30 protein-coding genes and 1 tRNA gene are annotated in these 23,314 nt (G+C 63.7%); 15 read left to right on the top strand and 16 right to left on the bottom strand.

Annotation, left to right across the window (positions count from 1 at the left end):
• Positions 1–15 precede the first annotated feature (15 nt).
• Positions 16–456 (top strand): CBS domain-containing protein, encoded by a 441-nt coding sequence (locus GCU68_RS16385; RefSeq protein WP_152943418.1) that lies wholly within the window; start codon positions 16–18, stop codon positions 454–456.
• An 83-nt stretch (positions 457–539) separates the two neighbouring features.
• Here the strand turns inward: GCU68_RS16385 and GCU68_RS21390 are convergent, their stop codons facing one another.
• The gene (locus GCU68_RS21390; RefSeq protein WP_168927105.1) at positions 540–713 is read right to left on the bottom strand and encodes a DUF7838 family putative zinc beta-ribbon protein; all 174 of its coding nucleotides are present in this window, start codon (positions 711–713) and stop codon (positions 540–542) included.
• 164 nt (positions 714–877) lie between these two features.
• On the opposite strand from GCU68_RS21390, the gene GCU68_RS16390 reads away from it, so the two are divergent.
• The 4 genes from GCU68_RS16390 (at position 878) to GCU68_RS16405 (ending at position 2,742) form a co-directional block, all read left to right on the top strand.
• Positions 878–1,411 carry a cob(I)yrinic acid a,c-diamide adenosyltransferase gene (locus tag GCU68_RS16390; protein WP_152943420.1) on the top strand — a complete coding sequence of 178 codons (534 nt, stop codon included), beginning with the start codon at positions 878–880 and terminating at the stop codon, positions 1,409–1,411.
• 181 nt (positions 1,412–1,592) lie between these two features.
• Positions 1,593–2,288, top strand: coding sequence for a TMEM165/GDT1 family protein (locus GCU68_RS16395; RefSeq protein WP_152943756.1), 696 nt, complete (start codon positions 1,593–1,595; stop codon positions 2,286–2,288).
• Between the two features lie 67 nt (positions 2,289–2,355).
• Positions 2,356–2,595 (top strand): DUF7553 family protein, encoded by a 240-nt coding sequence (locus GCU68_RS16400; protein WP_193565058.1) that lies wholly within the window; start codon positions 2,356–2,358, stop codon positions 2,593–2,595.
• A 72-nt stretch (positions 2,596–2,667) separates the two neighbouring features.
• Positions 2,668–2,742, top strand: a tRNA-Val gene (locus GCU68_RS16405).
• Positions 2,743–3,064: 322 nt separating this feature from the next.
• Here the strand turns inward: GCU68_RS16405 and GCU68_RS16410 are convergent.
• Positions 3,065–4,705, bottom strand: coding sequence for an MFS transporter (locus GCU68_RS16410; protein ID WP_152943757.1), 1,641 nt, complete (start codon positions 4,703–4,705; stop codon positions 3,065–3,067).
• A 271-nt stretch (positions 4,706–4,976) separates the two neighbouring features.
• Here GCU68_RS16410 and GCU68_RS16415 point away from each other — a divergent pair, with 271 nt between their 5' ends.
• The 3 genes from GCU68_RS16415 (at position 4,977) to GCU68_RS16420 (ending at position 6,699) form a co-directional block, all read left to right on the top strand.
• Positions 4,977–5,873, top strand: coding sequence for a universal stress protein (locus GCU68_RS16415; RefSeq protein ID WP_152943422.1), 897 nt, complete (start codon positions 4,977–4,979; stop codon positions 5,871–5,873).
• A gap of 171 nt (positions 5,874–6,044) precedes the next feature.
• A complete protein-coding gene (locus tag GCU68_RS21395; protein WP_168927106.1) occupies positions 6,045–6,185 on the top strand; it encodes a hypothetical protein in 141 nt (46 codons plus the stop codon).
• A 64-nt stretch (positions 6,186–6,249) separates the two neighbouring features.
• Positions 6,250–6,699, top strand: a complete 450-nt coding sequence (locus GCU68_RS16420; RefSeq protein WP_152943424.1) for a MaoC family dehydratase — start codon at positions 6,250–6,252, stop codon at positions 6,697–6,699.
• Between the two features lie 37 nt (positions 6,700–6,736).
• Here the strand turns inward: GCU68_RS16420 and GCU68_RS16425 are convergent, their stop codons facing one another.
• The 4 genes from GCU68_RS16425 to GCU68_RS16435 all read right to left on the bottom strand — a co-directional run bounded on the left by GCU68_RS16425 (position 6,737) and on the right by GCU68_RS16435 (position 9,397).
• Entirely contained in the window at positions 6,737–7,141 is a 405-nt protein-coding gene (locus GCU68_RS16425) for a hypothetical protein (RefSeq protein ID WP_152943426.1), read from the bottom strand.
• Positions 7,142–7,211: 70 nt separating this feature from the next.
• Positions 7,212–7,889, bottom strand: a complete 678-nt coding sequence (msrA, locus tag GCU68_RS16430; protein ID WP_152943428.1) for a peptide-methionine (S)-S-oxide reductase MsrA — start codon at positions 7,887–7,889, stop codon at positions 7,212–7,214.
• Positions 7,890–8,062: 173 nt separating this feature from the next.
• Positions 8,063–8,206, bottom strand: a complete 144-nt coding sequence (locus GCU68_RS21400; RefSeq protein WP_168927107.1) for a hypothetical protein — start codon at positions 8,204–8,206, stop codon at positions 8,063–8,065.
• Positions 8,207–8,392: 186 nt separating this feature from the next.
• Positions 8,393–9,397, bottom strand: a complete 1,005-nt coding sequence (locus GCU68_RS16435) for an FAS1-like dehydratase domain-containing protein (protein WP_152943430.1) — start codon at positions 9,395–9,397, stop codon at positions 8,393–8,395.
• A gap of 291 nt (positions 9,398–9,688) precedes the next feature.
• Here GCU68_RS16435 and GCU68_RS16440 point away from each other — a divergent pair, with 291 nt between their 5' ends.
• Positions 9,689–10,912, top strand: coding sequence for a thiolase family protein (locus GCU68_RS16440; protein WP_152943432.1), 1,224 nt, complete (start codon positions 9,689–9,691; stop codon positions 10,910–10,912).
• A 27-nt stretch (positions 10,913–10,939) separates the two neighbouring features.
• On the opposite strand, the gene GCU68_RS16445 is transcribed toward GCU68_RS16440, so the two are convergent.
• Positions 10,940–12,190 (bottom strand): acyl-CoA dehydrogenase family protein, encoded by a 1,251-nt coding sequence (locus GCU68_RS16445; protein ID WP_152943434.1) that lies wholly within the window; start codon positions 12,188–12,190, stop codon positions 10,940–10,942.
• A 561-nt stretch (positions 12,191–12,751) separates the two neighbouring features.
• On the opposite strand from GCU68_RS16445, the gene GCU68_RS16450 reads away from it, so the two are divergent.
• Complete coding sequence (locus tag GCU68_RS16450; RefSeq protein WP_152943436.1) at positions 12,752–13,768, top strand: Gfo/Idh/MocA family protein; 1,017 nt, start codon at positions 12,752–12,754, stop codon at positions 13,766–13,768.
• Positions 13,769–14,036: 268 nt separating this feature from the next.
• Positions 14,037–14,252: a hypothetical protein gene (locus GCU68_RS16455; protein WP_152943438.1), complete on the top strand. Its 216-nt coding sequence runs from the start codon at positions 14,037–14,039 to the stop codon at positions 14,250–14,252.
• 48 nt (positions 14,253–14,300) lie between these two features.
• On the opposite strand, the gene gvpM is transcribed toward GCU68_RS16455, so the two are convergent.
• The 8 genes from gvpM to GCU68_RS16495 all read right to left on the bottom strand — a co-directional run bounded on the left by gvpM (position 14,301) and on the right by GCU68_RS16495 (position 18,892).
• Complete coding sequence (gene gvpM / locus GCU68_RS16460) at positions 14,301–14,627, bottom strand: gas vesicle protein GvpM (RefSeq protein WP_152943439.1); 327 nt, start codon at positions 14,625–14,627, stop codon at positions 14,301–14,303.
• Positions 14,624–15,532 (bottom strand): gas vesicle protein GvpL, encoded by a 909-nt coding sequence (gene gvpL / locus GCU68_RS16465; RefSeq protein WP_152943442.1) that lies wholly within the window; start codon positions 15,530–15,532, stop codon positions 14,624–14,626. Before gvpL ends, gvpM begins: the two co-directional genes overlap by 4 nt.
• Positions 15,529–15,873, bottom strand: a complete 345-nt coding sequence (locus GCU68_RS16470; protein ID WP_152943444.1) for a gas vesicle protein K — start codon at positions 15,871–15,873, stop codon at positions 15,529–15,531. Before GCU68_RS16470 ends, gvpL begins: the two co-directional genes overlap by 4 nt.
• Complete coding sequence (gene gvpJ, locus GCU68_RS16475; protein ID WP_152943446.1) at positions 15,870–16,445, bottom strand: gas vesicle protein GvpJ; 576 nt, start codon at positions 16,443–16,445, stop codon at positions 15,870–15,872. The genes GCU68_RS16470 and gvpJ overlap by 4 nt, the downstream gene beginning before the upstream one ends.
• Before the next feature lie 89 nt (positions 16,446–16,534).
• Entirely contained in the window at positions 16,535–17,446 is a 912-nt protein-coding gene (locus GCU68_RS16480; RefSeq protein WP_152943447.1) for a hypothetical protein, read from the bottom strand.
• A complete protein-coding gene (locus tag GCU68_RS16485; protein ID WP_152943449.1) occupies positions 17,443–18,012 on the bottom strand; it encodes an Hsp20/alpha crystallin family protein in 570 nt (189 codons plus the stop codon). The genes GCU68_RS16480 and GCU68_RS16485 overlap by 4 nt, the downstream gene beginning before the upstream one ends.
• On the bottom strand, positions 18,012–18,266 hold the full coding sequence (gene gvpF / locus GCU68_RS16490; protein ID WP_152943451.1) for a gas vesicle protein GvpF: 255 nt from the start codon (positions 18,264–18,266) through the stop codon (positions 18,012–18,014). The genes GCU68_RS16485 and gvpF overlap by 1 nt, the downstream gene beginning before the upstream one ends.
• Positions 18,267–18,268: 2 nt before the next feature.
• Positions 18,269–18,892: a GvpL/GvpF family gas vesicle protein gene (locus GCU68_RS16495; RefSeq protein ID WP_152943453.1), complete on the bottom strand. Its 624-nt coding sequence runs from the start codon at positions 18,890–18,892 to the stop codon at positions 18,269–18,271.
• A 368-nt stretch (positions 18,893–19,260) separates the two neighbouring features.
• Between GCU68_RS16495 and gvpA the strand changes: the two genes are divergently transcribed.
• The 4 genes from gvpA to GCU68_RS16515 all read left to right on the top strand — a co-directional run bounded on the left by gvpA (position 19,261) and on the right by GCU68_RS16515 (position 21,777).
• Positions 19,261–19,545 carry a gas vesicle protein GvpA gene (gvpA, locus tag GCU68_RS16500; RefSeq protein WP_008159420.1) on the top strand — a complete coding sequence of 95 codons (285 nt, stop codon included), beginning with the start codon at positions 19,261–19,263 and terminating at the stop codon, positions 19,543–19,545.
• Entirely contained in the window at positions 19,546–20,583 is a 1,038-nt protein-coding gene (gvpN, locus tag GCU68_RS16505; protein ID WP_152943455.1) for a gas vesicle protein GvpN, read from the top strand.
• A 131-nt stretch (positions 20,584–20,714) separates the two neighbouring features.
• Positions 20,715–21,272, top strand: coding sequence for a gas vesicle protein GvpO, halophile-type (gvpO, locus tag GCU68_RS22065; protein WP_152943457.1), 558 nt, complete (start codon positions 20,715–20,717; stop codon positions 21,270–21,272).
• Positions 21,273–21,450: 178 nt separating this feature from the next.
• Positions 21,451–21,777 (top strand): CHY zinc finger protein, encoded by a 327-nt coding sequence (locus tag GCU68_RS16515; protein WP_227014883.1) that lies wholly within the window; start codon positions 21,451–21,453, stop codon positions 21,775–21,777.
• 26 nt (positions 21,778–21,803) lie between these two features.
• Here the strand turns inward: GCU68_RS16515 and GCU68_RS16520 are convergent, their stop codons facing one another.
• Positions 21,804–23,174 carry a winged helix-turn-helix transcriptional regulator gene (locus GCU68_RS16520; protein WP_152943462.1) on the bottom strand — a complete coding sequence of 457 codons (1,371 nt, stop codon included), beginning with the start codon at positions 23,172–23,174 and terminating at the stop codon, positions 21,804–21,806.
• Between the last annotated feature and the right edge of the window lie 140 nt (positions 23,175–23,314).

Consider the following 23,314-nt stretch of genomic DNA (forward strand, 5'->3'; position numbering starts at 1 on the left):
CGGCGATGACTGCGTATGGCAGTTATCGACATCGCTCGCGAAACGGTGGTCACCGTCGAGCCGGACGCGACGCTCTCGGACGTGGTGCAGACGATGCAAACGCAACGGGTCGGCAGCGTGCTCGTCGCGTCGGCGGACGACCCGCTCGGCCTCGTCTCCGATCGCGACCTCGCGTTCGAAGTGCTCGACGAGGGCGGAGCGACGGGTGAGACGCCGGTCGGCGACATCATCGATGACGACCTCGTAACGGTGCCCGCGGACGCGGGCGTCTACGACCTCGTCGATCTCATGTCCACCAAAGGCGTCCGTCGACTCCCCGTCGTCGACGACGGCGACCTCGTCGGCATCGTCTCGCTGTCCGACGTCGTCGTCCTGCTGGGCATGGAACTACAACACGTCGCGAACACGATTCGAGCGGTTTCGCCGGCGTACGAACAGCGTCTCTCGAGGCAGTGATAAATATCACTGTCGAGGGCTCGAGGCAGCCGGAGCTACGGGTTCGGACCGTCCCTCGCGAAACCGAGAGAACTGACGGGTCGTTACGCGCTCGAGTCGACGGCCGTGCCGTTGTCGCTGATGCGGACGAAGCCGTAGTCACACTCCGGACAGTGCCACTTGACTTTCTCGCCGAGGTGCACCGTCGTGCTTGCGGCGCGGTAGAACGTCCGGTCGGCGTCGCAGTCGGGACAGTAGTGCTCGAGTTCCATAGCCATGCGCGGGAGTTGCGCACGGGGCCTGTTGAAGATACTGATTCCGGCATCTGTTGTCGTCCCGTCGGTGTTCGCCGGTGGGTTGGACGTGTCGAGGCAGCACTCGAACGTCGCGTCACACAACTCGCCTGACAGAAGTTAAGTACTCACCCGCCCTCGATTCACGTATGTCGATCTACACAGGTCGCGGCGACGAGGGGAAGACCGATCTCCGAGATATGACCCGAGTCTCGAAATCGAGCGCCCGCATCGAAGCCTACGGGACCGTCGACGAACTCAACGCCCTCATCGGCACGATTCGGCCGACCGACCACGACGATATTAACGAGCGACTGCGGACGATCCAGAACCAACTGCACGTCGTGCTGGCGGATTTCGCCAACCCGGACCCCGACGAAGACGATCCCGTCGTCCGCGCCGAGCACGTCGAGACTATCGAGGACTGGATCGACGAGTACGACGAGGAACTCGAGCCGCTGACCTCGTTTATCCTGCCGACCGGCAGCGAACACGGCTCGAAACTCCACCACGCGCGTACGGTCTGTCGACGTTCCGAACGGCGGGCGGTCGCACTCGCCAACGAGGAGCCGATCAACGAACAGGCCGTCCAGTACCTGAACCGCCTCTCCGACGGCCTGTTCACCCTCGCTCGTGTCGTGAACAAACGCGACGGGGAGCGCGAAGAACAGCCGCAGTACTGACCCCGTCGCACGTGGTCGGCCTCAAGCCGGCCGCCGGTCGGTCGCAATCGATGATAGCGGTTCGACACCGCGCCGAGATTTGCTGTGTGCTTTGGACCGTGAATAATATACGTTAGACGCGTCTAAATCGGTGTGTGGATCGCACCGTTGACGACCGACCGTGCGCCCGTTCCCGAAACGGATGACCGGCTGGCTCGAGATCCTGATCGTTTCGTTTGTCCTCCAGCTGTCGGTGTTGCCCGGCGAGAAGGTTCAGTTCATTATCGCGGGGCTTGCGACCCGGTACAATCCGTGGATCGTGGTCGCCGCCGCCGGGAGCGCCTTCGCCGGATGGACGGCACTCGAGATCCTCTTCGGTGCGGCGCTCAGGAGTGTCCTCGATCCCGTCTCCCTCAACGTGATCACTGCCGCGTTGTTCTTGCTCTTTGCCGTGGTCCTGCTTCGGTCGGCACCCGAGGCGGACGAGTCGGCTACCACGACCGACGGTGGCGTCGCAGCACCCGGTACGTTCGACCTCTCGCTTTTCGGATACGAGATCCCGCCGTATCTGCGCGGCTTCGTTCCGATCTTCGTTCTCATGGCCGTCGGCGAGTTCGGCGATAAGACCCAACTCGTCACCATCGGCCTCGCAGCCCAGTACGGCGCTCACCCCGCCATCTGGGCGGGCGAGATGCTCGCGATCATCCCCGTCAGTGCTGCGAACGCCCTCTTCTTCCACCGGTTTTCTCACCGGTTCGACGCCAGAACGGCCCACTTCGCAGGCGCAGCGCTCTTTCTCTTTTTCGGTCTCGACACCGTCCTCCAGATCGGTACGGGCATCTCACTCTGGGACACGGTCGTCGAGACCATCACCTCGACGATACTCGCGCTGCTCTAAGTTCGAACGATACTGTCGGCTGCGAAAGGGCTATATTCGCTGGTCGCCTCCAGAGTGTCTGAGAGTTATGAATAAACACTTCCGCGATAGTCTGTACTACCTCACCCGTGCCGGCGAACACGCGACACTCGGCGTCCGCGAAACTCTCGAGCCATACCTGACTGCGCTTCGAACCCGGCTGGGCCGGGAGCCAACCCCCGAACCTGATCGCCTCGAGGGCGTTCGAACGGGATTCGGGCGACTCGAGCAAACCGCCGAACGACGTGTGCGCAGCGTTGGGCGCGCGCTCGAGCGTCGCGTTCGGTGACAGAGTCAGCCGGGGCTGTCGACGACTGATGAAAGGAAGTCTTAAGTCGAACGCCCGGGAAGCATTTCGTGCGGGTTGGTGATCTAGTCCGGTTATGATACCTCCTTCACACGGAGGAAGTCGGCAGTTCAAATCTGCCCCAACCCATTTTTGACGATACAATGACGACAAGCGTAGCGAGGAGTCCGTGTCGTCAAAAATGGTTGGCAGTTTGTATCAGACGAGTCGCGGCAGCGTAGTCGTTCGAAAGACGCTTCGCGTCTTTCGTGATGACGAGAGAGCTTCGCTCTCTCGAACCACGAGCACGTCTCGGCGTGGTTCAAATCTGGCCCACCCCTATTCAAGGCAAACTCCAGTATAGTCGCAGCCGACAGTCCTGCGGTGATTGATAGTGTGCCATCAGCGGTTTCTCGAGCCTCACTGAGCCGACTGAACGGATGCCGGCTTCATCCGAGATACCCGATGTCGGTTAGTCCTCTGTGGCCGTTTCAGACGCCTCACGTGTCGCATCCTGTGACGATTCGGGGTGGTCGGTTCCGTCGTCGGCGTCCGGTATCTGCCGTGGTAAGAACGTCGATGCAATAAGCAGGAGTAACACGAACAGGACGAGAAGCAGCAGCGTTGCCCGTTGCGCGTCGAACATCGCCGCCTCGAAGATGCCCTCGAGCAACTGTCGTTGTGCCGGAGTGAGTTGGTTCAGGAACTGTTGCTGTGTGGCGTCGGTCGCTGTCTCTGCTGCATCCTCGAGCGCGATCACCAGATCGTTTCGTTGCGCCGTTGAAACGGTCACGTGTTCCGCTCGGAGTACGCCATCGACGACACTCCCATAGAATCGGCCGAGAAAATACGAGCCGATCACTGCAGTCCCCAGGGAGAACCCGATCGAATAACTTACGTTCAGGACGCCGGATGCCTCGGCGGAGTACGCGGTCGGAACGGCCGACATCGTCATATTGGTAATCTGTGCCAGTATGAGGCCGACGCCGGCCCCATACAGCGCCACCGGGAGCGCCATCCTGACGATCGTCTGATCGGGGCCCGTCTGCTCGTACAACAGCACCAGCGCGACGCCCATACACACGATACCGATCTGGATAAGCGTCTTTGGCGAGACGTACTTTCGCCAATTGGGTGTAACCGTCGAAAAAAGGATCGATGCGAGAGAATACGGTAACAGCGCGACCCCAGTTTCAAAGGCGGTGTATCCGAGTACTGCCTGGAGATAGACCGGGAAGATAAAAAAGAAGCCAGCCGAGATGATCGAGCGCATGTTGTATGTGAGAACACCGGCCAAAAACGGGCGGTTCGTCAAGACGTGCAACGGAACGAGCGGCGACTTCCCAGCCCGTTCCAGTCGACGTTCGTACTGAACGAACGCGGCGAACCCGAGCAGTCCGACCCCGAGAAACCAGATCGCCGGCGACGTCCCGAACGGATTGAATTGCATCTCGCCGACGACGAACGGCCGGCGTTCGATTAACCACCCGTACTTCCCGCTCAGAAGGAACCCAGTGACGAGCGACGTCGCACCGACGATGGACAGCACTGTCCCGCCTTTATCCAGCGAACGGCGCGTTTCTGACAGCGGGTTCGGACTGACGTACTGCGCGAAGAAGAGCACGACTCCCACACCGACGAGTTGCAACGTAAACCCCCACCGCCAACTCGCATACGTGGTTAGTGCGCCACCGATAATCGGTCCAATAGTCGATCCAACTCCGCTCACGCCAGCTAGCAGTCCGAACGCCTTCGCTCGGTCATCGTCCTCGTAACTGATTATCAGTACGGTGAACGTCAGGGGAAAGATCACGGCGGCCGCGGAACCCTGGATGAGCGACCAGCCGAGATAGAGGATCGTCGTATTCCAACTCAGCGACGCCACCAGCGTCCCACCGGCATAGACGAGCAGTGCGACTGCCAGTACACGCCGAATACTATGCCGAGACGGCAGCGTACCAGCCGGGAGAACCAGCGCAGCTGTCACCAGCGAGTACAGTGCAACCGCCCCTTGAATCACGGTGACCGTGGTGTCGAACTCGTCCACCATCGTGGGAATCGCCACGTTCATCAGGGATGCATTGAGGACCACGATGAACGTCGTCAGACTCATGGCGATGGCCGGGGCCCAGTACTGCACGCCCGCCCTGAGGTCCGTAGAGAGACGAGTACTCCCGTTGGAAGTAGACTCATCTGTGGGCATACAGTGGTCTAACGCGTTTGATCCCCAAATAGCAGTCACCAGCGTCGAAGCGAACATTCGAGGGGAAAATCGACCGCCGCTTTGCTCTCAACGTTCGATTCACCTCCCGTTTGTACGCTCGAGGTGACTGTCTTCCAATCGTATCCGAGAGTATTCAGTCTCTTGGTACCAAATACCAATTATGGCGACGGCATCGGAAGAACGGCCGGTACTGGTTGCGATCGCGAACCCCGAGCACGCCGAGCAGTTGGCGCGGACGGCCGGTGACCTCGCTCGAGCGACCGACGGTGTCGTACAGATCGTCTCGGTCGTAGTCAAGTCCCACGAGTCGCCATTTTCGGTGTATACCGACGATGCGATCCTCGAGCAGTACTCGGGCGACGCACAGGAAACGCTGGATCGAGCAACCAGCGTCGCGCCGGATGACGTGACGGTCACCGGCGAGTTGGTGGTCGGCAACTCGGTGTCCGATGGCCTGCTGACAGCGATCGAAAGAACCGACGCGCGGGCGCTCGTAATCGGCTGGGAACAGCGTCGCGGGCGGACCAACGCGGTGCTCGGGACGACCGTGGATCGGCTGCTCGAGCGAGCGCCCTGTGATCTCTACGTCGAACGGATCGGGAGCGAGGCGAACGGCGTCGATTCGGTCCTGCTGCCGGTCGCTGGCGGCCCGCACGTTCGTCCGGCAGCCACTATCGCGAAGGCGATCGCGGCTCGTAACGACGCCACGGTGACCATCGTCTCGGTTATCGGCGCCGACGTCGATAGTGACGTCGCACAGGAGTCGACCGTCGACGCACAGTTAGCCCTTGAGGAGACGCCGGGGCCGAGCGTCGACGTGGAGGTACGGCTTCACGACGTCGACGATATCGTCGGAGCGCTCGTCGACGAAGCGGCCACCCACGACGTGCTGGTGTTCGGTGCGACACGACAAGGGGCGTTACATCGCCGGCTCGTCGGGTCGATCCCACGGACCGTCGTCCACCGGACCGATCGGACGGTGATCCTCGCCCGTGCTGGCGACGCCGTCGGGGGACCGATCTACCGACAGCTTCGACGACTCGTGAAGGTTCCATGACGGTGCGTCCCGAAGCGGACACGCTCGAGTCGAGCACTATAGTAGCCACTGAAAGTCAATGCACACCGCATCGCACGACGGCTGTATGATGCGTGTGTAAATCGTTTCAGTTGTTACTATAGATTCGATGCCGGACAAACGCTTAAGCACGGATTCGTCGAATACTATGGTATGCCATACCACCTTCGCTGTGACAGCTGTGAGTTGGATCGGGAGTGTCCTGACTGGCCAACGGCAAACCGAGACGCAAGCGCACACGAAGCAGCCCATCCCGACCACTGGGTGAGCATCTACGACGTGCAGGAAGCCTGACGGCCGAGTCACCTTGCATCTCGTTTCCATAGACTCTTGTTCGCCTGACACACAGTTCACGAGGATGCAGTACTACGAAGACATCGAGATCGGAGACACCGAGGAGTTCGGCGAGTATCAGGTCACGGAAGACGAAATCGTCGAGTTCGCCGAGCAGTACGATCCGCAGCCGTTTCACGTCGACGAGGCGGCGGCCGACGATTCGGCGTTTGGCGAACTCGTCGCGTCGGGGTGGCACACCGCGTCGATCTGTATGCGATTGCTCGTCGACGGCATCCTCGGTGAGCAGGCTGGAATGGGTGCACGTGGAGTCGACGACCTCCGCTGGAAACGGCCCGTCACGCCGGGCGATAGGCTCACCGTTCGGACAGAGGTCGTCGACAAGCGCGTCTCGGAGAGCGATCCCAAACGCGGGTACGTCGACACCCGTCTCGAGGGGCGCAATCAGGACGGCGAGGTCGTCATCAGGTGGCTCGCACACGGGATGGTCGAACGCCGGAACCCAGACGAATAAGCGACGCGTCACCGACTCGAGCACAGTACCCTTACGCTCACACCGTTGGCTCGACGTCGAGTGCGACGGCGAGAATCGCGGTCTGAACTGTCCGCAGGTCCGTCTCCTGAATGGTCGCGGCAGCCCGGAACCGCTCCCGAAGGCCCGTGACGCGCTGTGGTGTCGTGGCGAGGTGGACGAGTTCGAACGCGTCGGGGTCGACGCGCTCGGTCGCCTCGAAATCGGCGCGATCGTACAGGGTGGCGAACGATTCGAGTACGTCTGTGGCGAATGCATCCGTCGCCTCGGCACCCGGATCGCCAGCGGGCACCGACTCCGACGTGTCGTCGAAGTACGTCTCGAGGTCGACGACGCCGGCCTCCTCGTAGAGCGCGTCGGCGAGCGCGTCGACGACCGGTTCCGAGGCGTACACGCCGAATAGTTTGTAGTCGTCGCCAGTCATAGCCGACGGTTCGAGCGCGACGTATAAAAAAGGACGAGCAGCAGTTACGCACACGGTGGCGTCTCGGCCGCTATCCCGATCGAAACCGTCGCCGGAGTTCCGCGAGTACCTGCGGGTCCAGATCCAGCGTCTCGAGCAGCGCCGCTCGCCGTTCGGGCGTTCCGTGGCCGGCGACAAACCCGTTGAGCCGTGCGATGACCGTGGAGTCGACGAATGTCTCGCCGTACTGCGCCGCGAGTTCGTCGCCGACGACCGGCGTCGAGCGGAGTTCGTACTTCTGGTGGTAGTCTTCGGCGAGAAAAAACTGATCGAGTCGCTCGATCATGGTTTCGACCGACCGGCCGGCTCGCTCCTCGAGGGCGGTTCGTTGGCGCGTGGCGGCCTCGTGCTGGCGCTCGGTGTGGGTGAGGACGACACCGCGATACTGTCGCTTGTGTGCCGGCGATCCCCAGTCGTGGATCGCCCAGCAGACCTCGAGCAACTCGTCGTAGCTCACCACGGTTGGATCGTACACGACCTGCACGACTTCGGTGTGATCGCCGAGGGAGTGGTAGGTCGGTGCCGAGGTCATCCCACCGGCGTAACCGACGCGCGTTCGAACGACGCCGTCCATCGCGCCGAATCGGGCGTCAGGCCCCCAGAAACAGCCCAGCCCGAACGTCGCCGTCGCCGTGTCAGTAGGCGGCGAGTCGTCCCACTCACGGTCGCGGCGTGACGGTGCTGTCGCATCCGATTCCGTCCTGTCCATACTGACTCGAGGCGGGTCGCAGAGATGTGTGCGTCGCTCGAACGATAGTCCACCCGACCCGCCCGGTACAGCAGGCGAGAACGCAGCGCTCGAGTTGGACTGGGCGCCGCTGCGCCACCGGTCGGTCGCGTCGCTGGTCTACGTCTCGAACGCGGAGGACCGATCGTGGACTGTCAAAACTCGTAGTGAGCGATCTCCGTCGATCGGCAGGTTCGACACTCCTCGAGTTCGGTGTCGAACTTCTCACCACAGTTCCGACATTCGTACAACTCCCCGCCGCTACCGACGAGGAGTCGGAGTCGACTCACGACGCTCATGCTAGCCGTTCGTTCAGCCGAGAGCAGTATTAATCGACGTGCCTGCATTGTACACGATAGCCCCGATACGGTGAGTGTGCTGGAGAGATGGGTTCGGCTCTCGAATGTAGACGTGCGCACAGCCGGGTTGCGACACACGTCAGTTGGACGCGACTGCCCGTACGGCCTCGGGGGCTGAGGGCCAGATCAGCCGTCAGTCGAGAACGTCGCCGTTGCCGTCCCGTTCAGTAAGGGCTCGCCGTGCTGGTTCGTCGTCTCGAGAGCCAACTCGACGATGCCGTCGCCGGGTTGGCTGTCGACGACCTCGCCGGTCGCGACGATCGTATCGCCGGGGAAGACCCGCGACTGGAAGCGGACGCGAAACGACGACACCGACTCGAGGCCGACCCAGTCGGTGACGACCCGTGAGGTGACGCCGGCCGTAAACATCCCCTGCCCGAAGACGCGGTCGTTGCCGGCCGCGCGGGCGTAGGATTCGTCGTAGTGGATCGGGTTGAAGTCGCCGCTCGCGCCGGCGTATTCGACGAACTGTCGGCGCGAAAGGTCGTCGACGACGACCGTCGGTCCGGTGTCGCCGACGGCGATATTGTCGATGGACGTGACGGTTGAGCCACTCTCGGCTCCCGGTCCGGATTCGGCCGTGGCCGTCTGGGGTTTCGGTTCTGGTTCGAAATCGGGATCGCTCGAGTCGTCAGATCTGTCGCCTTCTGCGTCGTCCTGGATGGCCCCCTCCGTTTCGATGACGGTCGCCCGTTCCGTGAGAACGAGGTCGTCGGCGTCGTCCCGGTAGGCCGTCTCGTAGACGGCGAAGGTCATCGTTCCGGCCCGGCCGCCGTCGCGCTGATAGACATCAGAAAGGGTGGTCGTCCCCGTCAGGACGTCGCCGACCTGCAACGGCCGTTCGTACTCGTAGGCCTGCTCGCCGTGGAGGACGTATTCGGGTTCGAAGCCGAGGTCGAAGCCGTGACCATCGACGCCATCGGCCCGATACCGCGGAAACGTGCTGACTCGTGCATACGTCAGCGGGACCGGAATCCGGTCGTAGCCGAGCTCGAGTGCGACGGCCGCGTCCCGAAACACCGGGTTCGGGTCCGTGATCGCCCGCGCGAACTCCTCGACTTTACCCCGCTCGATCCGAAAGTCCTCGACGGTGACCCGCGAGTCACCGACCATTGCCCCGAGGTCGGCCATCGACTTAGTGGGCACGTAGCTCACCTTGATAGCTCGGTCGCTGCGGTGGGTCGTTCGAGCGGGCCCTCGATCGTGGGCGACGTGACGCCGTAGTCCGGTTTCGATCCATATTCGAAGTCGTTAGGTAACAAATCCCATAAACGTACGCCTCGAGCGCCGACCGACCGTCGGGATAACCGAATTCGAGCGTCCCAAACCACTGTCGCGGACACGCTCCGGATCGAACTCGACCTCGAGACACAGTCCGAGCGGAACGTCTATGGGGAGCGCTGAGATAGTACCATGAGAACTATGAACAATGCAGTCATCGTCGACGCGGTGCGGACCCCATTCGGCAAGCGAGGCGGCTCGTTCCGGGACACACATCCGCAGGATCTGGCAGCGAAACCGCTCGAGGCGCTCGCCAAGCGAAACGGGTTCGAGCCCGAAACGGTCGAGGACGTTATCTACGGCTGTGTCACGCCGATCGACGAGCAGGGGCTCAACATCGGCCGGCTCGCACCGATGGTCGCCGGCTGGGGCGACGTCGTCCCCGGCGTCCAGCTCAATCGGATGTGTGGCTCCGGCCAGCAGGCGGTCAACTTCGCCGCGACAAATATCATGGCCGGCCAACACGACGTGTTGATCGCCGGCGGCGTCGAGCACATGACTCGCGTCCCGTTGGGTTCGGACGGCGCTGACGGTGTCTCCGGCGGTGGTGCCGTCACGGACACCTACTTCGAGCACTTCGACGAACTGACCCACCAGGGCGAAGGGGCCGAACGGATCGCGGAGAACTACGGCTTCACGCGCGAGGAACTGGACGAACTCGCCGTCGACTCCCAGCGCCGCTGGGGTGAGGCCTGGGAAGACGGTCGATACGACGATCAGGTCGTGCCCGTCGAGACCGAACTCGAGGTGGAGAGTGAGTCGCGAAGCGACTCGGAGAATCGAACGGGAAGCGAAGCGACCCGTGAGACAATCACCGTCGAGCGGGACGAACACCCGCGGCCAGAGACCGACCTCGAGACGCTGTCGAAGCTACCGCTGTCCTTCCGCGAGGAAGGTGACGGCGTTCACCATCCGGGGAACTCCTCGGGGATCGTCGACGGCGCTTCGGCGCTGCTGGTCACGAGCGAGGCGGCCGCCGAGGAACACGGCTGGGAGCCGATGGCCCGCATCACCCAGACCGAGGTCGTCGGCGTCGATCCCGTCACGATGCTTACCGGCCCGATTCCGGCAACCGAGGGGGTCCTCGAGAAGGCCGATATGACGATCGGGGACATCGACCTCTTCGAAGTCAACGAGGCGTTCGCGTCAGTCGTCGCCGCCTGGCTCGAGGAAACCGGCGCGTCGTGGGAGGACGTCAACGTCAACGGCGGCGCGATCGCTCACGGCCACCCGCTCGGGGCAACCGGCGCAGCGTTGCTGACGAAGCTCGTGCACGAACTCGAGCGAACGGGCCAGGACACCGCGCTCTCGACGATGTGTATCGGCTTTGGACAGGGGATCGCGACGATCGTCGAACGCGTTTAGACCGCGACTCGAGCGGTCGACTTGACGTTACTCGTCGAGGGCGTCGATGCGCAGGTCCTCGTCGAACTGGAGGGCGTGTTCGATCTCTTCGTCGGCGATGTCGTCGAACGCCCAGCGAGCGATCGAGCGACGGTGGACCTCGTCGGCACCATCGACGATCCGGAACGCGCGGACGTCCTCGTAGAAGTGGGCGATCGGGAGGTCTTTCCCGATGCCGTTGCCGCCACAACACTGGAGCGCGAGGTCGATCGCCTCGTTGGTGACGTTCGCGGTGAACACCTTCGACATCGCGACCTCGATGCGGGCGTCGCTGCGGTCGAGTTCGCGCGCGGCGTGGCGGACCATCGTCCGGGCGGCGTGTAGCTGCGTTTCGGCGTCGGCGATCCGGTGGCGAAGCGCCTGTTTCTCGTCTAAGGTCGTTCCGAACGCCTCGCGCTCGCTGAGATACGCCTTCGCGATGTTGAGCGAGCGCTCGGCCATCCCGGAGTAGCGCATACAGTGGGTGAGTCGACCGCCGCCCAGTCGCATCTGGGCGACCTGAAAGCCCTGCCCTTCCTCGCCGATCGTGTTCTCGACCGGCACGCGAACGTTGTCGAACTTCATCTCGGCGTGGCCACCCTCGCGTTCGGTGATGTCGTGGCCGCCAAGATGGGGAATGTTGCGGACGACTTCGACGCCATCCGCATCGGCGGGGACGAGGATGATCGACGTTCCCTCGTAGGGGTGGGCGTCCAGATCGGTTCGGGCCATCACGAGATAGAAGTCCGCCTCGAGCCCGTCGGTCGTCCACCACTTGTGGGCGTTGACGACCCACTCGTCGCCGTCTTTGACGGCGGTGCTCTGGAGCATCTTCGGGTCCGACCCGCCGCCCTGTTTGGGCTCGGTCATCGCAAAGGCCGAGGAGATCTCACCCTGAACGAGCGGCCGCAGCCACTCTTCTTTCTGGTCTTCTGTCCCAACCATCTCCAAGGTGTGCATGTTCCCTTCCTGCGGGGCGTTCGCGCGGATCGCGTGTGCGCCGATCAGCGAGCGCCCGACCTGTTCGAACGAGGGGAGCATGTCGCTGAAATCTAACCCCTGGCCGCCGTACTCCTCGGGGACCTGTGGCGCGAACAGGTCCCGCGCTTTGGCCTGTTCCCAGAGGTCCTCGAGTTCGGCCTGGGTAATCGGTTCGCCAGTTGCGAGCGCCTCGCGTTCGCGCGGGAGGACGACATCGTCCATAAAGTCCTCGACGCGCCCTGCGACCGCCTTCGCTTTCTCGGAGTCGTGATACTCCATACCGAGGGATACAGATACACCATTGTAAATGTATAACAAACCGGTCAGATGCGACGGCGAGAACGAGATCGTGACCAGTCACGAACGCAGCAGGTCCTGATCGTCAGTGACAGGGGGAACACCGCTCGAGACGATCAGGACTGGAAACCTGGGCGGGGGCGGGAGCCCGCCCCGGCGTGAGAGACATGAGCTAACTCGAAGCGGGGGCGAGTCCACGTTCGAGCGATCCGGGCACGAACGCACGCAATCGGCTGGTCAGCGCGTCGTGGTCTGTTGGAGCGTGTACCCGGCGGGGGTGTTCATCCCCGCATCTCCCACATTGCGTGTGCCACCCATTGTTATGCAGGCACTTGGCTGATAGTAGCGGGGCCAAACCGTCGACAGGCACCGGATAACGCGGAGACAGTCTCGGACTGGAACTCAGTTGGGAGTCCCTTCGAATCGCTAAGCAGTAGCTACGCCGACCGATCGAGGATGGGACACTGCTCGAGTGATGCGCTCGTGCAGTGGCTTGCTTGCGACGACCGCAAAACAATACCGGTGGAGCCTGTGGCTCGGCGCATGTACGCGGATAATTTTGAGACACCACTTCGAATTGGTATCGTCGGACTCGGCTACATCGGAACGACTGTCGGCGGGCAATTTCATCGGCATCCGGACGCGACGGTCCACGCGCTCTGTGATCTCGAGGCGGACCGACTCGCCGAGAGCGGACGCGAGTTCGACGTCCCGGCCGACAGACGCTACACCGACTATACGGCGATGCTCGAGGGAAACGGCGTCGATGCCGTCCTCGTCGGCACGCCGCACACGCTCCACTACGAACAGGTCCGCACGGCACTCCAACGCGGCTGTCACGTCTACTGTGACAAGCCCCTCGCGACAGATCTCGAGCACGCACGCGATCTGACGGAACGGGCCGAGCGGAGCCAACAGACCCTGATGGTCGGCTACCAGCGTCACCTCCAGACGGCGTTTCGAACCGCCCGAGAGCGGTTTACCGACCGGCAACCGAATTGGCTCACGGCCTCGATCACACAGGATTGGATCGACGACTCGAGGGATACGTGGCGGCTCAATCCGGCGCTTTCCGGCGGCGGCTTTCTCTACGATACGGGCAGTCACGTACTCGACGGCGTGCTCTGGACGACCGGCCTCGAGCCGGCGTCCGTGGCGGCGAGTATGGACTTTCACGACGACGAAAAGCAGGTCGATCTCCGAGCCCATCTCGACGTCCGATTCGCAGGCGGTACGACCGGGACGTTCTCGTTTCACGGAGACGCGCCGTCGGTTCGCGAACACATCCACTGCTGGGACGACGACGGAGCTATTTACCTCGAGGGTCGCCAGTGGGGACCCCGCGACGTCCGCGAAATCGATGCCGACGCCAACGAGTACGATCCCTACATCGACTTCCGAACCGAGCAGTCCCGCGCCGACGCGTTCATAGAGAGCGTCCGGACGGGCAACGAGCCACCGGCGACGGCCCGAGACGCGCTCCGGGTGACGGCGCTGACGGAAGCGGCCTACGAGGCGGCCCGAACCGGCGACCGAGTCCCGGTGGTGCTCGAGGAGTAACGCCGACGCGGACAGCACCGATCGAAAGGCCACGTTCTAGACCGTTTGTCGACCGCTAACCCGAGTACCCCTTCGCGAGATGAGCCCGAGCAGTCATGCGTTTATGCGGTGTTTACTTCGGTTTGTCCCGCCGACAACGAGTGCGAGCGAGCCCCCTCGTTGCGTTTCCCTCGAGGTCCGGTCGAAACTGGGGTAAGACCTGCATAGACAACTATTGCTTTCGGTTACAAGCCGGATAACTACAACCGGTCACGGCTACCCGTCGAGTATGATCACCTGCAGTAACTGCGAGACGCCCCAATTCCTGCAGATTACCCAGAGCCGCGTCTACTTCGAAGACGGGGAGATGATCAACGAGATCTCCGAAACCTACGAGTGTACGCTCTGTGAGGGGAACGGCCGATACATCTACGACGAAGACCGGGACAAAGAGACCGTCACCGGCGACGTCGAACTCACGACCGAACGGCCGAAGTTCGCCTGAGTCTCGCTTCGCCGAAACCTCCGAATCGCCTCGAGCGGCCGCTGATCGTCACGAACTGTCGGGTTCGTCTCGAGTCTCACGTGACTGCTCGAGGGCGACCTGTTCGTGGTCGCGTTTGGTCCGATCGTCGTCCCTCCGCCGATCGCGCTGATGCTGGCGTCGGGTGACCGCCGACCGCCGGCGTTCGACATCCCATTCTTCGAAAAGGCCGTACTCGTTCATCGTTTCCATGCCCGCGATGGCCGCCGTGAGCTTGATTCCGACCAGCGGAATCTCCGCGACCGAGACGATCACGTCCGCACGGAGGATCGCCCCGTCTCTGAGCAGGACGTCGAGGACGTCGACGAGCGCCTCGTCGTCTTTTCTCGGTCTCATTGCTGGTTGGGATCCAAATCCGCTGGCTCGTCGTCGCCGCCCAGTTCCGGCGCGAACGTGTAGGGTGGCCACGGGCCGGTAAACCTGATCTCGAGGCCGTCGGTCGCTGCGACATCGTCGAGAATCGAGCCGATCGCCGTCTCGTCGTCTTCGTGGGCGAGTATAGTGAGCCGACAGAGCGTTTCGCCGTCGCGTCCGTCGCCGGCGGCCTCGGTCACGTCGTCTGCCAGCGACGCCGTCGGCGAGCGCTCGAGGGTGTGGACCTCCCGCGCCTGCTCGTCGAGTCGCGTCTTGAGGTCGGTCGTCATCGACTCGCGACGGCCCGCCCGAAGCTCCGTGAGCCGCTTGTCGAACTGCTTCTCGAGCAGGTACGCCGTCCCCTCGCCCGCGTCGTCGATCTTCGACTCGAGGGCCTGCAGTTGCTCGTCGCGGTCGACCAGTTCGGCGTCGCTGATCGGGTCGATCTCGACGACTTCGACCCGATACTCCCAGTGGTTCGCAAGCCCCGATAGTGCTCGCTCGAGGGTGTCCGCCTCCTCGCGAAGCCACTCGCGCACGCCCTCGTCGTCTCCGCGGAGGATCGTGTCGAACTGGAACGGGATCGGGGTGCCGAAGGCCTCGCCGGCCTCGTCGACGACCGTCTGGTGGCGAACGAGCCAGCGTCGAACCTGCGTGAGATCAGCCGAGTCGTAGATGCCATCGCAGGCGTGGACGACCGCGCCGATGCCGTCCTCGACGACGACTGAGACCGGTTCGCCGTCGACGCCGGTCGTCTCGAGCGAGTCGCCCGCGTCGGCCCGAACGAGACAGTAGAGGTACCGACCGTCGTCGATCTCGGGGACCCCGTCGCCAGCCGTCTCGGCATCGTCGACGCCCTCGAGGCGGTCCGCTCGATCGGAGCTCACTGCTCGTCACCTCCGAACACGGAGTAGCCGGGTGCGGGCGCGATCTCGGGCTCGCCGTGGAGCTGTTCGATCACGTCGTTGACCAGCCCATTCAGGTCGTCGCGGAGGTCGTCGACGCTGTCTTCGATCTCCTCGTCGCGTTTGAGCTGTTCGATCTCGGCTTCGATCGTCGCGAGCTGGCGGCCGAGTCGCTCGATTTCCTCGTCCGAGAGATCACCCGACTCCATGCGGCGGACGGCTTCGCGCTCCAAGGCATCGATCAGGATCTCGATGACAGTGACGACGAGGCTCACCAGTCCTTGCCGTGCGTCCTCACCGTCGCCGACGTCGATCTGGGTCATTCGTTCTCACCCGACGTCTCCGTCGGTTCCTCGTCGTCAGTTTCCGTGTCGTCGCCACCGTCGCTCGAGTCAGCCTCCCCGTCACCGTCAGAATCGTCGCTGAGCAGATCGAACCCGCCGCTCGTCGGCTGGTCCGGGTCCGGCCGCGCGCCGATACGTTCGGTTCCCCGGCCGGCGTGGTCGTCCTCGGTGTCGAGCACGCCGTCGCCGGAATCGTCCTCGTCAGCACTCGAGTCGTCCGCCCGCGTCTCGTCCGCGTATCGTTCGTCGGGCGTTACGTTGACACCGCGCGTCGGATCGATCGGCGGTTTGGGCCGCTCCATCTCGGCGAGTTCGGGGTCGTCGACCGCGGCAGCGACGCGGCGCATGTCGGTCCCCTCGGGGAACTCGAGGCCGTACTTCGCCGCCGTCTCGAAGGAGGCGATGGCGGCCCGGACCTGCACGCCGAGCAACTGCGTGTCGCCGATCGAGACGGCGATGTCCGCGTTGATGACGATACCCTTGTCCAGGAGCATCTCGACGACCTCGGCGAGGTCGGTCTTCTGGCGACTCGGCTGGAAGTCATCGACCATGCTGCTCACCTCCGGGTCGAGTCGTCGGGGCCGGCCGTTCGAAGGCGGTACTCGGCAGCTCGCGTCGTCTCCGGATCAGTGTGGGTGGGTCAGTCATGTTCGGACCTCCGTCTTTCTCGTTCGAGTTCGAATCGGCGGCCGTAGATCCGTTTTCGGCTTGGTGCCGTCGAGAGTTTGACCTCCTGTGGGACGGTCGAGTAGCGAGCGCCGCTCCCGAGGTCGCGGCGGTCGGTCGGGATCGTTGACGCCGCCGTTGGGTTCCGCGAGTTCGTGCTGGTGTCCTGCCGACGCATCTTCTCGCGGTTTTGTTCGTAGAGTCGTTCGAACTTTTCGTGGGTCTCGAGCAGCGCCCATCGGAAGGCGTCGATTCCCTTCATCGCCTGCTGCTGGATGGCGACCTGGTACGCTTCCGGGTCGTCCTCGACGTCGATATCGCCGAGGGCCTCCTTCGCCGCGGTCATCGAATCCATGTCCGTCTCGATGAGATCGTCGTCGTCATCGCCGAGGAGTTGCCCGCCATCGTCGTCGGCGACGTCCGACACCGCGTCTTCGACCACGCCGGCGTCGTCGCCGTCCTCGAGGTCGTCGATCGCGTCGTCCAGTTCGCGTTTCTCCTGCCAGATGTCGGTCAGATCCGTGGCTTGCCAGGCGTTCAGCAGGTTGATCGCGTCGACCAGCTCCGTGACGTCGACGAGTTCGCTGACGCCGTCGTCCTCGTTCGCTAGCACGTCCGGGATCTCGCCGAGCTCGATCGCATCGAGGAGTTCGTCTCCGTCGACCGCCGCCGGCAACTCGCGCAGATCCATCGCCTCGAGTAGTTCACCGACTTCGATTGCCACCTGCGCGAGGGTGTCGACGTCGCCGATCGCCGTCTCGACGGTTTCGTCGTCGAGTGCGTCGAGCGTCTCCGCGTCGCCGAGCGTCGATTCGAGCCGCTGGAGGCTCTCCGTGGCGTCCTCGAGCAGTGTTTCGAAACCCTCGTCTGTGTCGTCGAGACTCATTCGTCGACCTCCTGCTCGTCGATCCCGGCCTCCGTCGGTTCCGGCCTGATCCGGACGGTGAGCACGCCGTTCGTGATCACCGCGTCGGCCGTCCGGTCGCGCCAGGGAACCTCGAAACGGCCGAGTTCGCGATCGGAGACGGCAACGACGAGCGTGTCGTCGTCACCGAAGCCGACGGTGACGTCGTCCGGATCGGCACCAGCCACGTCGGCGATCACGAGCAGTTCGTCCTCGAACTCCCGCGTCGTCAGGTGGTGGTCGCTCGAGGGTGTCGAGCCGGCCGTGGCCGATCGGCTGCGTCGCGTTCGTGGCCGATCCCGACCGCCTCGCTCCTGTCCTCGATCGTCCCCCGCACTGGGGGTCCGGTCTCGTCCAAACCGCGGCCCATCGTCGGTCGAGATCCCAGTCCGAATCGACACGTCGTAATCGAATCGCGTTCGGTCGCTGCGCCGGCCCGACGACGAGTCCTCGAGCCACTGCAACGCCGTGAACAGATTCGACAGCCAGTGGTGCTCGTCGGCCGATTCGTCCGAATCGTCGTCCCGTTCGGTGTCGTCTCGTGGCATTACGATTTTACCTCCACGCGGCCGCTCGTGAGCCGTTCGTGGACGTCGCGGGCGATCTCGAGTTCCTCCTCGAGTTCGGCTTTCCGTTCCTGATACTCCGTCTCGGAGCGTTCCCCGAGTTCGTACAGCAGCTGGTTTTCCTTGAGCTCGTCCTCGAGCGCGTCGACGTCGTAGATCTCGCTGAGCGCCATCGTGTGCAGCGTGTCCACGATGCCGACGAACGGCCGGAACAGGAGGTCGTCGAGGATGAACATGGTTAGCGTTGCGCGCCGATCGTGACGTCGACGAAACTGTACGGTGCGAACGGCCCCGTATACCGAACGATGAGGTCGTCGTACTCGTCCTCGAGTCGGGCGATCGCCTCGTCGAAGCGCTCGCGGTCGTCGCGCTCGACGAGATAGGATCGATTGAGCACGAGGCGATCGCTGAACAGGTCGTTCGGGACCGACTGGGCGGCGATCGGCTCGAGTTCGTCAGCAACGGCGTCCTCGATTGCCTCGCTGTCGACGTCGGCACCCTCTTCGCGGACGATCTTGACACCGAGTTCGATCCGTCCCTCGATATCGTTCAACGCACGCCGGAACGCCGGTCTGGCGCCGCGAAGGACGTTTTTCAACTCGCGATCGCTCTCGAAGGCCATTCCGAACTGCATCGGAACGATCGTCCGGCCACCGTCACGGTCCATGACTTCGCGGAGGACCTCGTCGTGGCGTGTGGCATCCTCGTCGGTCTCCTCGGGATCGGTGGTATCGATGTTGGAGACGACAGCGCTGAGACGACGGTGTGAAACGGTGTAGACGTGGTCTTCGCCAGCGACGGCGTCCGTCTCGAACTCGACCGGGTCGTCAGCCATGATGCCGTAGACGTATCGGTTCGTCATCGGCCGACCACCCCGCATCTATTCGTCCGTCTACGGAGAGACGACCACGACGCTACTCGTGCCCGCTGGTGCGGGCTCGGTTCAGGTTCGTCCGCGACGGCCGGTGAGATCGATCGAACGGATATCATGGGAGCTGTCTCAGTTTCTCGAGGGGTGATCCAGACAGAGACTGACTCGATGGCATCACCCGCGGGTACTCGAGGGTCCTTATCACGAACGGTATTCCATCCCGACGGGTTATCGTGGTGCTTGCAGTCGCAGCCTCCGGTGACCCCGCATCTCGAGTTGGCTGCGCAACGGGTTCTGCCGGGTCGGCTTGCAGACGCAGTGCAAGCCGTGTTACGAGTCCCGGATGAACCCCAGACCGTATGGCCCAACCACAACGAAGACCCGACTCCTCGAGTCTCGCGGAGGTACTGGACCGCATCCTCGACAAGGGCGTCGTCATCGACGTCTGGGCTCGCGTCTCGGTCGTCGGGATCGAGTTGCTGACCATCGAGGCCCGCGTCGTCGTCGCCTCCGTCGACACCTTCCTGCACTACGCGGAGGAGATCGCAAAAATTGAGCAAGCCACCGCAGAGGGCGACCTCGAAGAGCTCGAGGAACTCGAGGTCGAACCACGTCCGGAATCGTCGCCACAGTCCGCCGAATAGATGGGCGACGATTCTTCGCGCAAGCGAAAGGTCAGGGGACGAAAGATCAGACGCGACCGCTCGACGAAAGAAGGACGGCGAGCCAAGAAAGAACTCGCCCGAAAAGCGTCGAAGGCGGCCTCGAAAAACGGCGACAGCCCGCTCTCGGATCCGGCAGCCGTCGCTCCCGAGCCGTTCGTCGAGACGGACGCTGTCACCGCGCTTCGCGATCGGATCACGGGCTGGCTCGAGGCGGATCAGCCGGTCCACCTGATCGGCCCGACGGGCTGTGGGAAGACGGCGCTTGCGCTGTCGGCCGCCGTAACGCGCGGTCGCCCCGTCGTCTGGCTCAACGGTGACGAGGCCGTCGACACGGCCGCGCTCGTCGGCGACCACGCCGGCGGCGAACGGTACAAAGAAGACGACCGGTTTGTCAGCGGCGTGAGCAAACAGACGGAAATCGTCCGCGAACGCTGGGTCGACAACCCACTCTCGGTGGCCGTCCGGGAGGGGGCGACGCTCGTCTACAACGAGTTCTCGCGGAGCGATCCAGCGGCTCACAACGTCCTGCTCTCGGTCTTCGAGGAAGGCGTACTCGAGCGACCGGGCAAGCGCGGCGAAGACCGCACGATCGACGTCCACCCCGAGTTCCGAGCAATCTTGACCTCGAACGACGTCGAGTACGCGGGCGTCCACGAGCAACAGGATGCGCTCCTCGATCGGTTCGTCGGCGTTCACGTTGACTACTACGACGCGGAAACCGAGCGCGAAATCGTCCGCGCCCACGTCGACCTCGAGGACGAGGCCGTCGAGACGATCGTCAACACGATGCGAACGCTTCGGGACGACCTCGACCTCGTCGTCGGCACACGGGCGGCGATCACGGCCGCGAAGGGGCTCGCGGTCTTCGACGCCAAACGCAACGGCAAGAGCGAGACCGGCGAGTTCGACGACGAACTGTTGACGGACGTCTTTATGGACGTCCTCGTTCCGAAGATTGCCGGCGACGGTCCGGACGACGTCTCGACGCTCCGGTCACGGATCGCCGAGTCGGTGTAACTCGGCGGTCAGTCGGGACGGGTCACGGTCTCGCCACGTGACCGTGACGTCCCCTGCCGGGCGAATCGACACCCGCACGAATCAGATACCACGTTCACACGCGAAACCGACAACCAGTTCAGTACGACGCAATGGCCGACGCCGATACACAATCGACGACGCAGTGTAAAGCGCTCACCGACGACGGCGAGCGCTGTTCGCGGCCAGCCCAGGACGACGGGTTCTGTTACCAACACGACGAGAGTGATCCAACCGTGAGTGATAGTCAGACGCAACCAGCCGACGACGAGCAGGAGCAACGCACGCAGGACGCCGACGAGACGGCAGAAAGCGAGCCCAAGAGTCGGGACCTCGGCGTCGACATGACCGCCGAGGAGAAGACCGACCCCGAATCGGTCGACGCCGACGTCGAGACCGACCACGACGAAATTGCCGGCGTTCTCGCCGTCCGCCGGACGGTCAAATCGACGGCAGGCGAACTCATCGGCCGGGAGTTCGACGCCGTCAGCGAGATCGCGCCGACTGATGACGGCTGGCGTGCAGTCGTCGAAGTCGTCGAACGCCGAGCCGTCCCCGACACGCAGGATATCATCGGCCGCTACGAGATCGAACTCGACGACGGCGCGACCGTCCACGGCTATCGGCGACTGGATCGCTACCGCCGCGGCGACACGGGCGCATTCGAGTAACGCCGCCCCCAGTCGCGGGTCAGCCACGGCCGCTCGAGTCGCAACACCGTGGGTCACTGCGTCCACGCGACTCTCCCCACGCGCCACGCCACTCGCGCGATCGACAATGCTTGCCACTGTCGCGTCACCGTACCGCAACCGCGAAGGGGAGCGCGCCCGTCGGATCGGTCGACAAACCGTGCCCACCCCACCAGTCCGCGGCGTCGATGTCGATCCCGAAACTCGGTGTGCCCACTACCACACCGAGCGCGACGTCGTCGCGTTCACATTCGCGTGCTGCGGCGAGTATTTTCCGTGCTATCGATGTCACGAGACCGTCACTGACCACGACGCGGTGCCGTGGCCGCGCGAACGCTTCGACGAGCCGTCGGTGCTGTGTGGCGTCTGTGGGTCCGAATTCACCGTTCCCGACTACCTCGAGGCCGACTATCGCTGTCCGTCGTGTGACGCGCCGTTCAACCCCGGCTGTCGCGCGCACGCCGATCGCTACTTCGAGACCGAGTAAAGCGTCGTTCAAAACCGAAGGCGGCGTCAGTCGTCTGCCAGCATCGTCACCGTCCCGCTCGAGTCGTCCTCGAGTGCCTGTTCGTCCACGCCGAGAGCCGCCACAACCTCGGGTGCGAGCGCGTTGCGCATCGATCGGCCGTCTCGGGTGCGGACGACGAGGCCATCGTCTGCGAGCGCGCGTAGGTGGTGTGAGACGGTACTCGGATCGCGCTCGAGTTCGTCGGCGAGTCGACCGTTGGGTGCCGACTCGAGGGCAGCGAGCGCCTCGAGAACTTCGCGTTTCGCGGGTTCCGCGAGGGCGGCGTGGAGTGCGGTGTCGGCGCTGTCGTCACCGCCCGACGGTGCGTCCGCGGCGTCGGCCTCGAGATAGTACCGACGCTTGCCGTTCAGTTTGGCCGAGGTCACCAATCCTTCGTCCTCGAGGACGCGGACGTGGTGGCGGACCGTCGAGAGGGCGACGCCGCTGTCGTCGCTCACCTGCGAGAGATAACAGCCGGGATCGGCCGCGATCGTTTCGTAGATTGCTTGACGGCGGTCGTTCTCGAGGGGATCGGAGTCGTCGTACCGGCTGTACTTGAAGATAGGGACGAGTTCCCACGGAAGCAGCGAGCCTATGCGTCGAAGCCAGCGGGGGCCTCTCGACTGTCCGAGCCAGTTGGCGAGGAGTCCGCTCAGGCCGGCTACACCACCCGCAGCGCCAGCCGATCCCGCCGACGCGCCAGCACCGGCACCAGCGCCAGCGCCCGTCGCTGCGGCTCCGGACGCGGTGATCGCACCCAGCAAGCCAACGAGGACGGCATCCGTTGCCGGTGACGTTCCACTCGCCGGCAGTCCGTGTGCGCCACCGTCAGCCGCTCCCGTCTTGGATGCGTTTGCCCCGTCGCTCCCCTCGCTCGTCGAGACGCCCGCCGAGGCCTCGAGTCCAGCACCCGGCTCACCGATCCGAATCGACGTTTCGAAATCTCCCTCGAGGCCGCCAGCAGTCGCGTTGGTCGTCTCTTCGGCCGTATCAGCCGTGTCGTTGACCGTCGCAGTCGTTCCGTCGACCGTCTCGCCGAGCATGTCGGGCGTCTCGGCAGTCACGCCGTCGAGTCCGACGGTGGGCTCGTCCGTCGTCGTCTCGAGGTCGTCGGTCGTCCCATCGACCGTCTCGTTGAGCGTCTCGGTCGTGTCGTTCGTCGTCTCGAGGCTATCGGTAGTCGCGTTGGTCGTCTCTTCGATCGTGTCCGTCGTCCCGTTGACGGCCTCCTCGAGCGAGTCGGCGTCCGTCTCGGGCGTCGACGACTCATTGACTGGCGTCGCCGCTGTCGCGACGCCGGCCGTTCCGGCACCGACGAGCACGAGGGTGAGCAGACACGCGAGCAGCCGACCTGCGGTCGACGAGCGAGTGGTCATACTGTTCGGATCCCCTTCTGCGGTCGAGCGTAATACGTGTTTCTCGTTTCGTGACAGTCAAGCAAGTGGAACGGTTTCGAGGACGCTCGAGTGCGGTCGATCCAGCAAGCTATTTCCGCACTCGAGGGTGGGTTCCCCAT

This window comes from Natronorubrum aibiense (assembly GCF_009392895.1).
GTDB lineage: Archaea > Halobacteriota > Halobacteria > Halobacteriales > Natrialbaceae > Natronorubrum > Natronorubrum aibiense.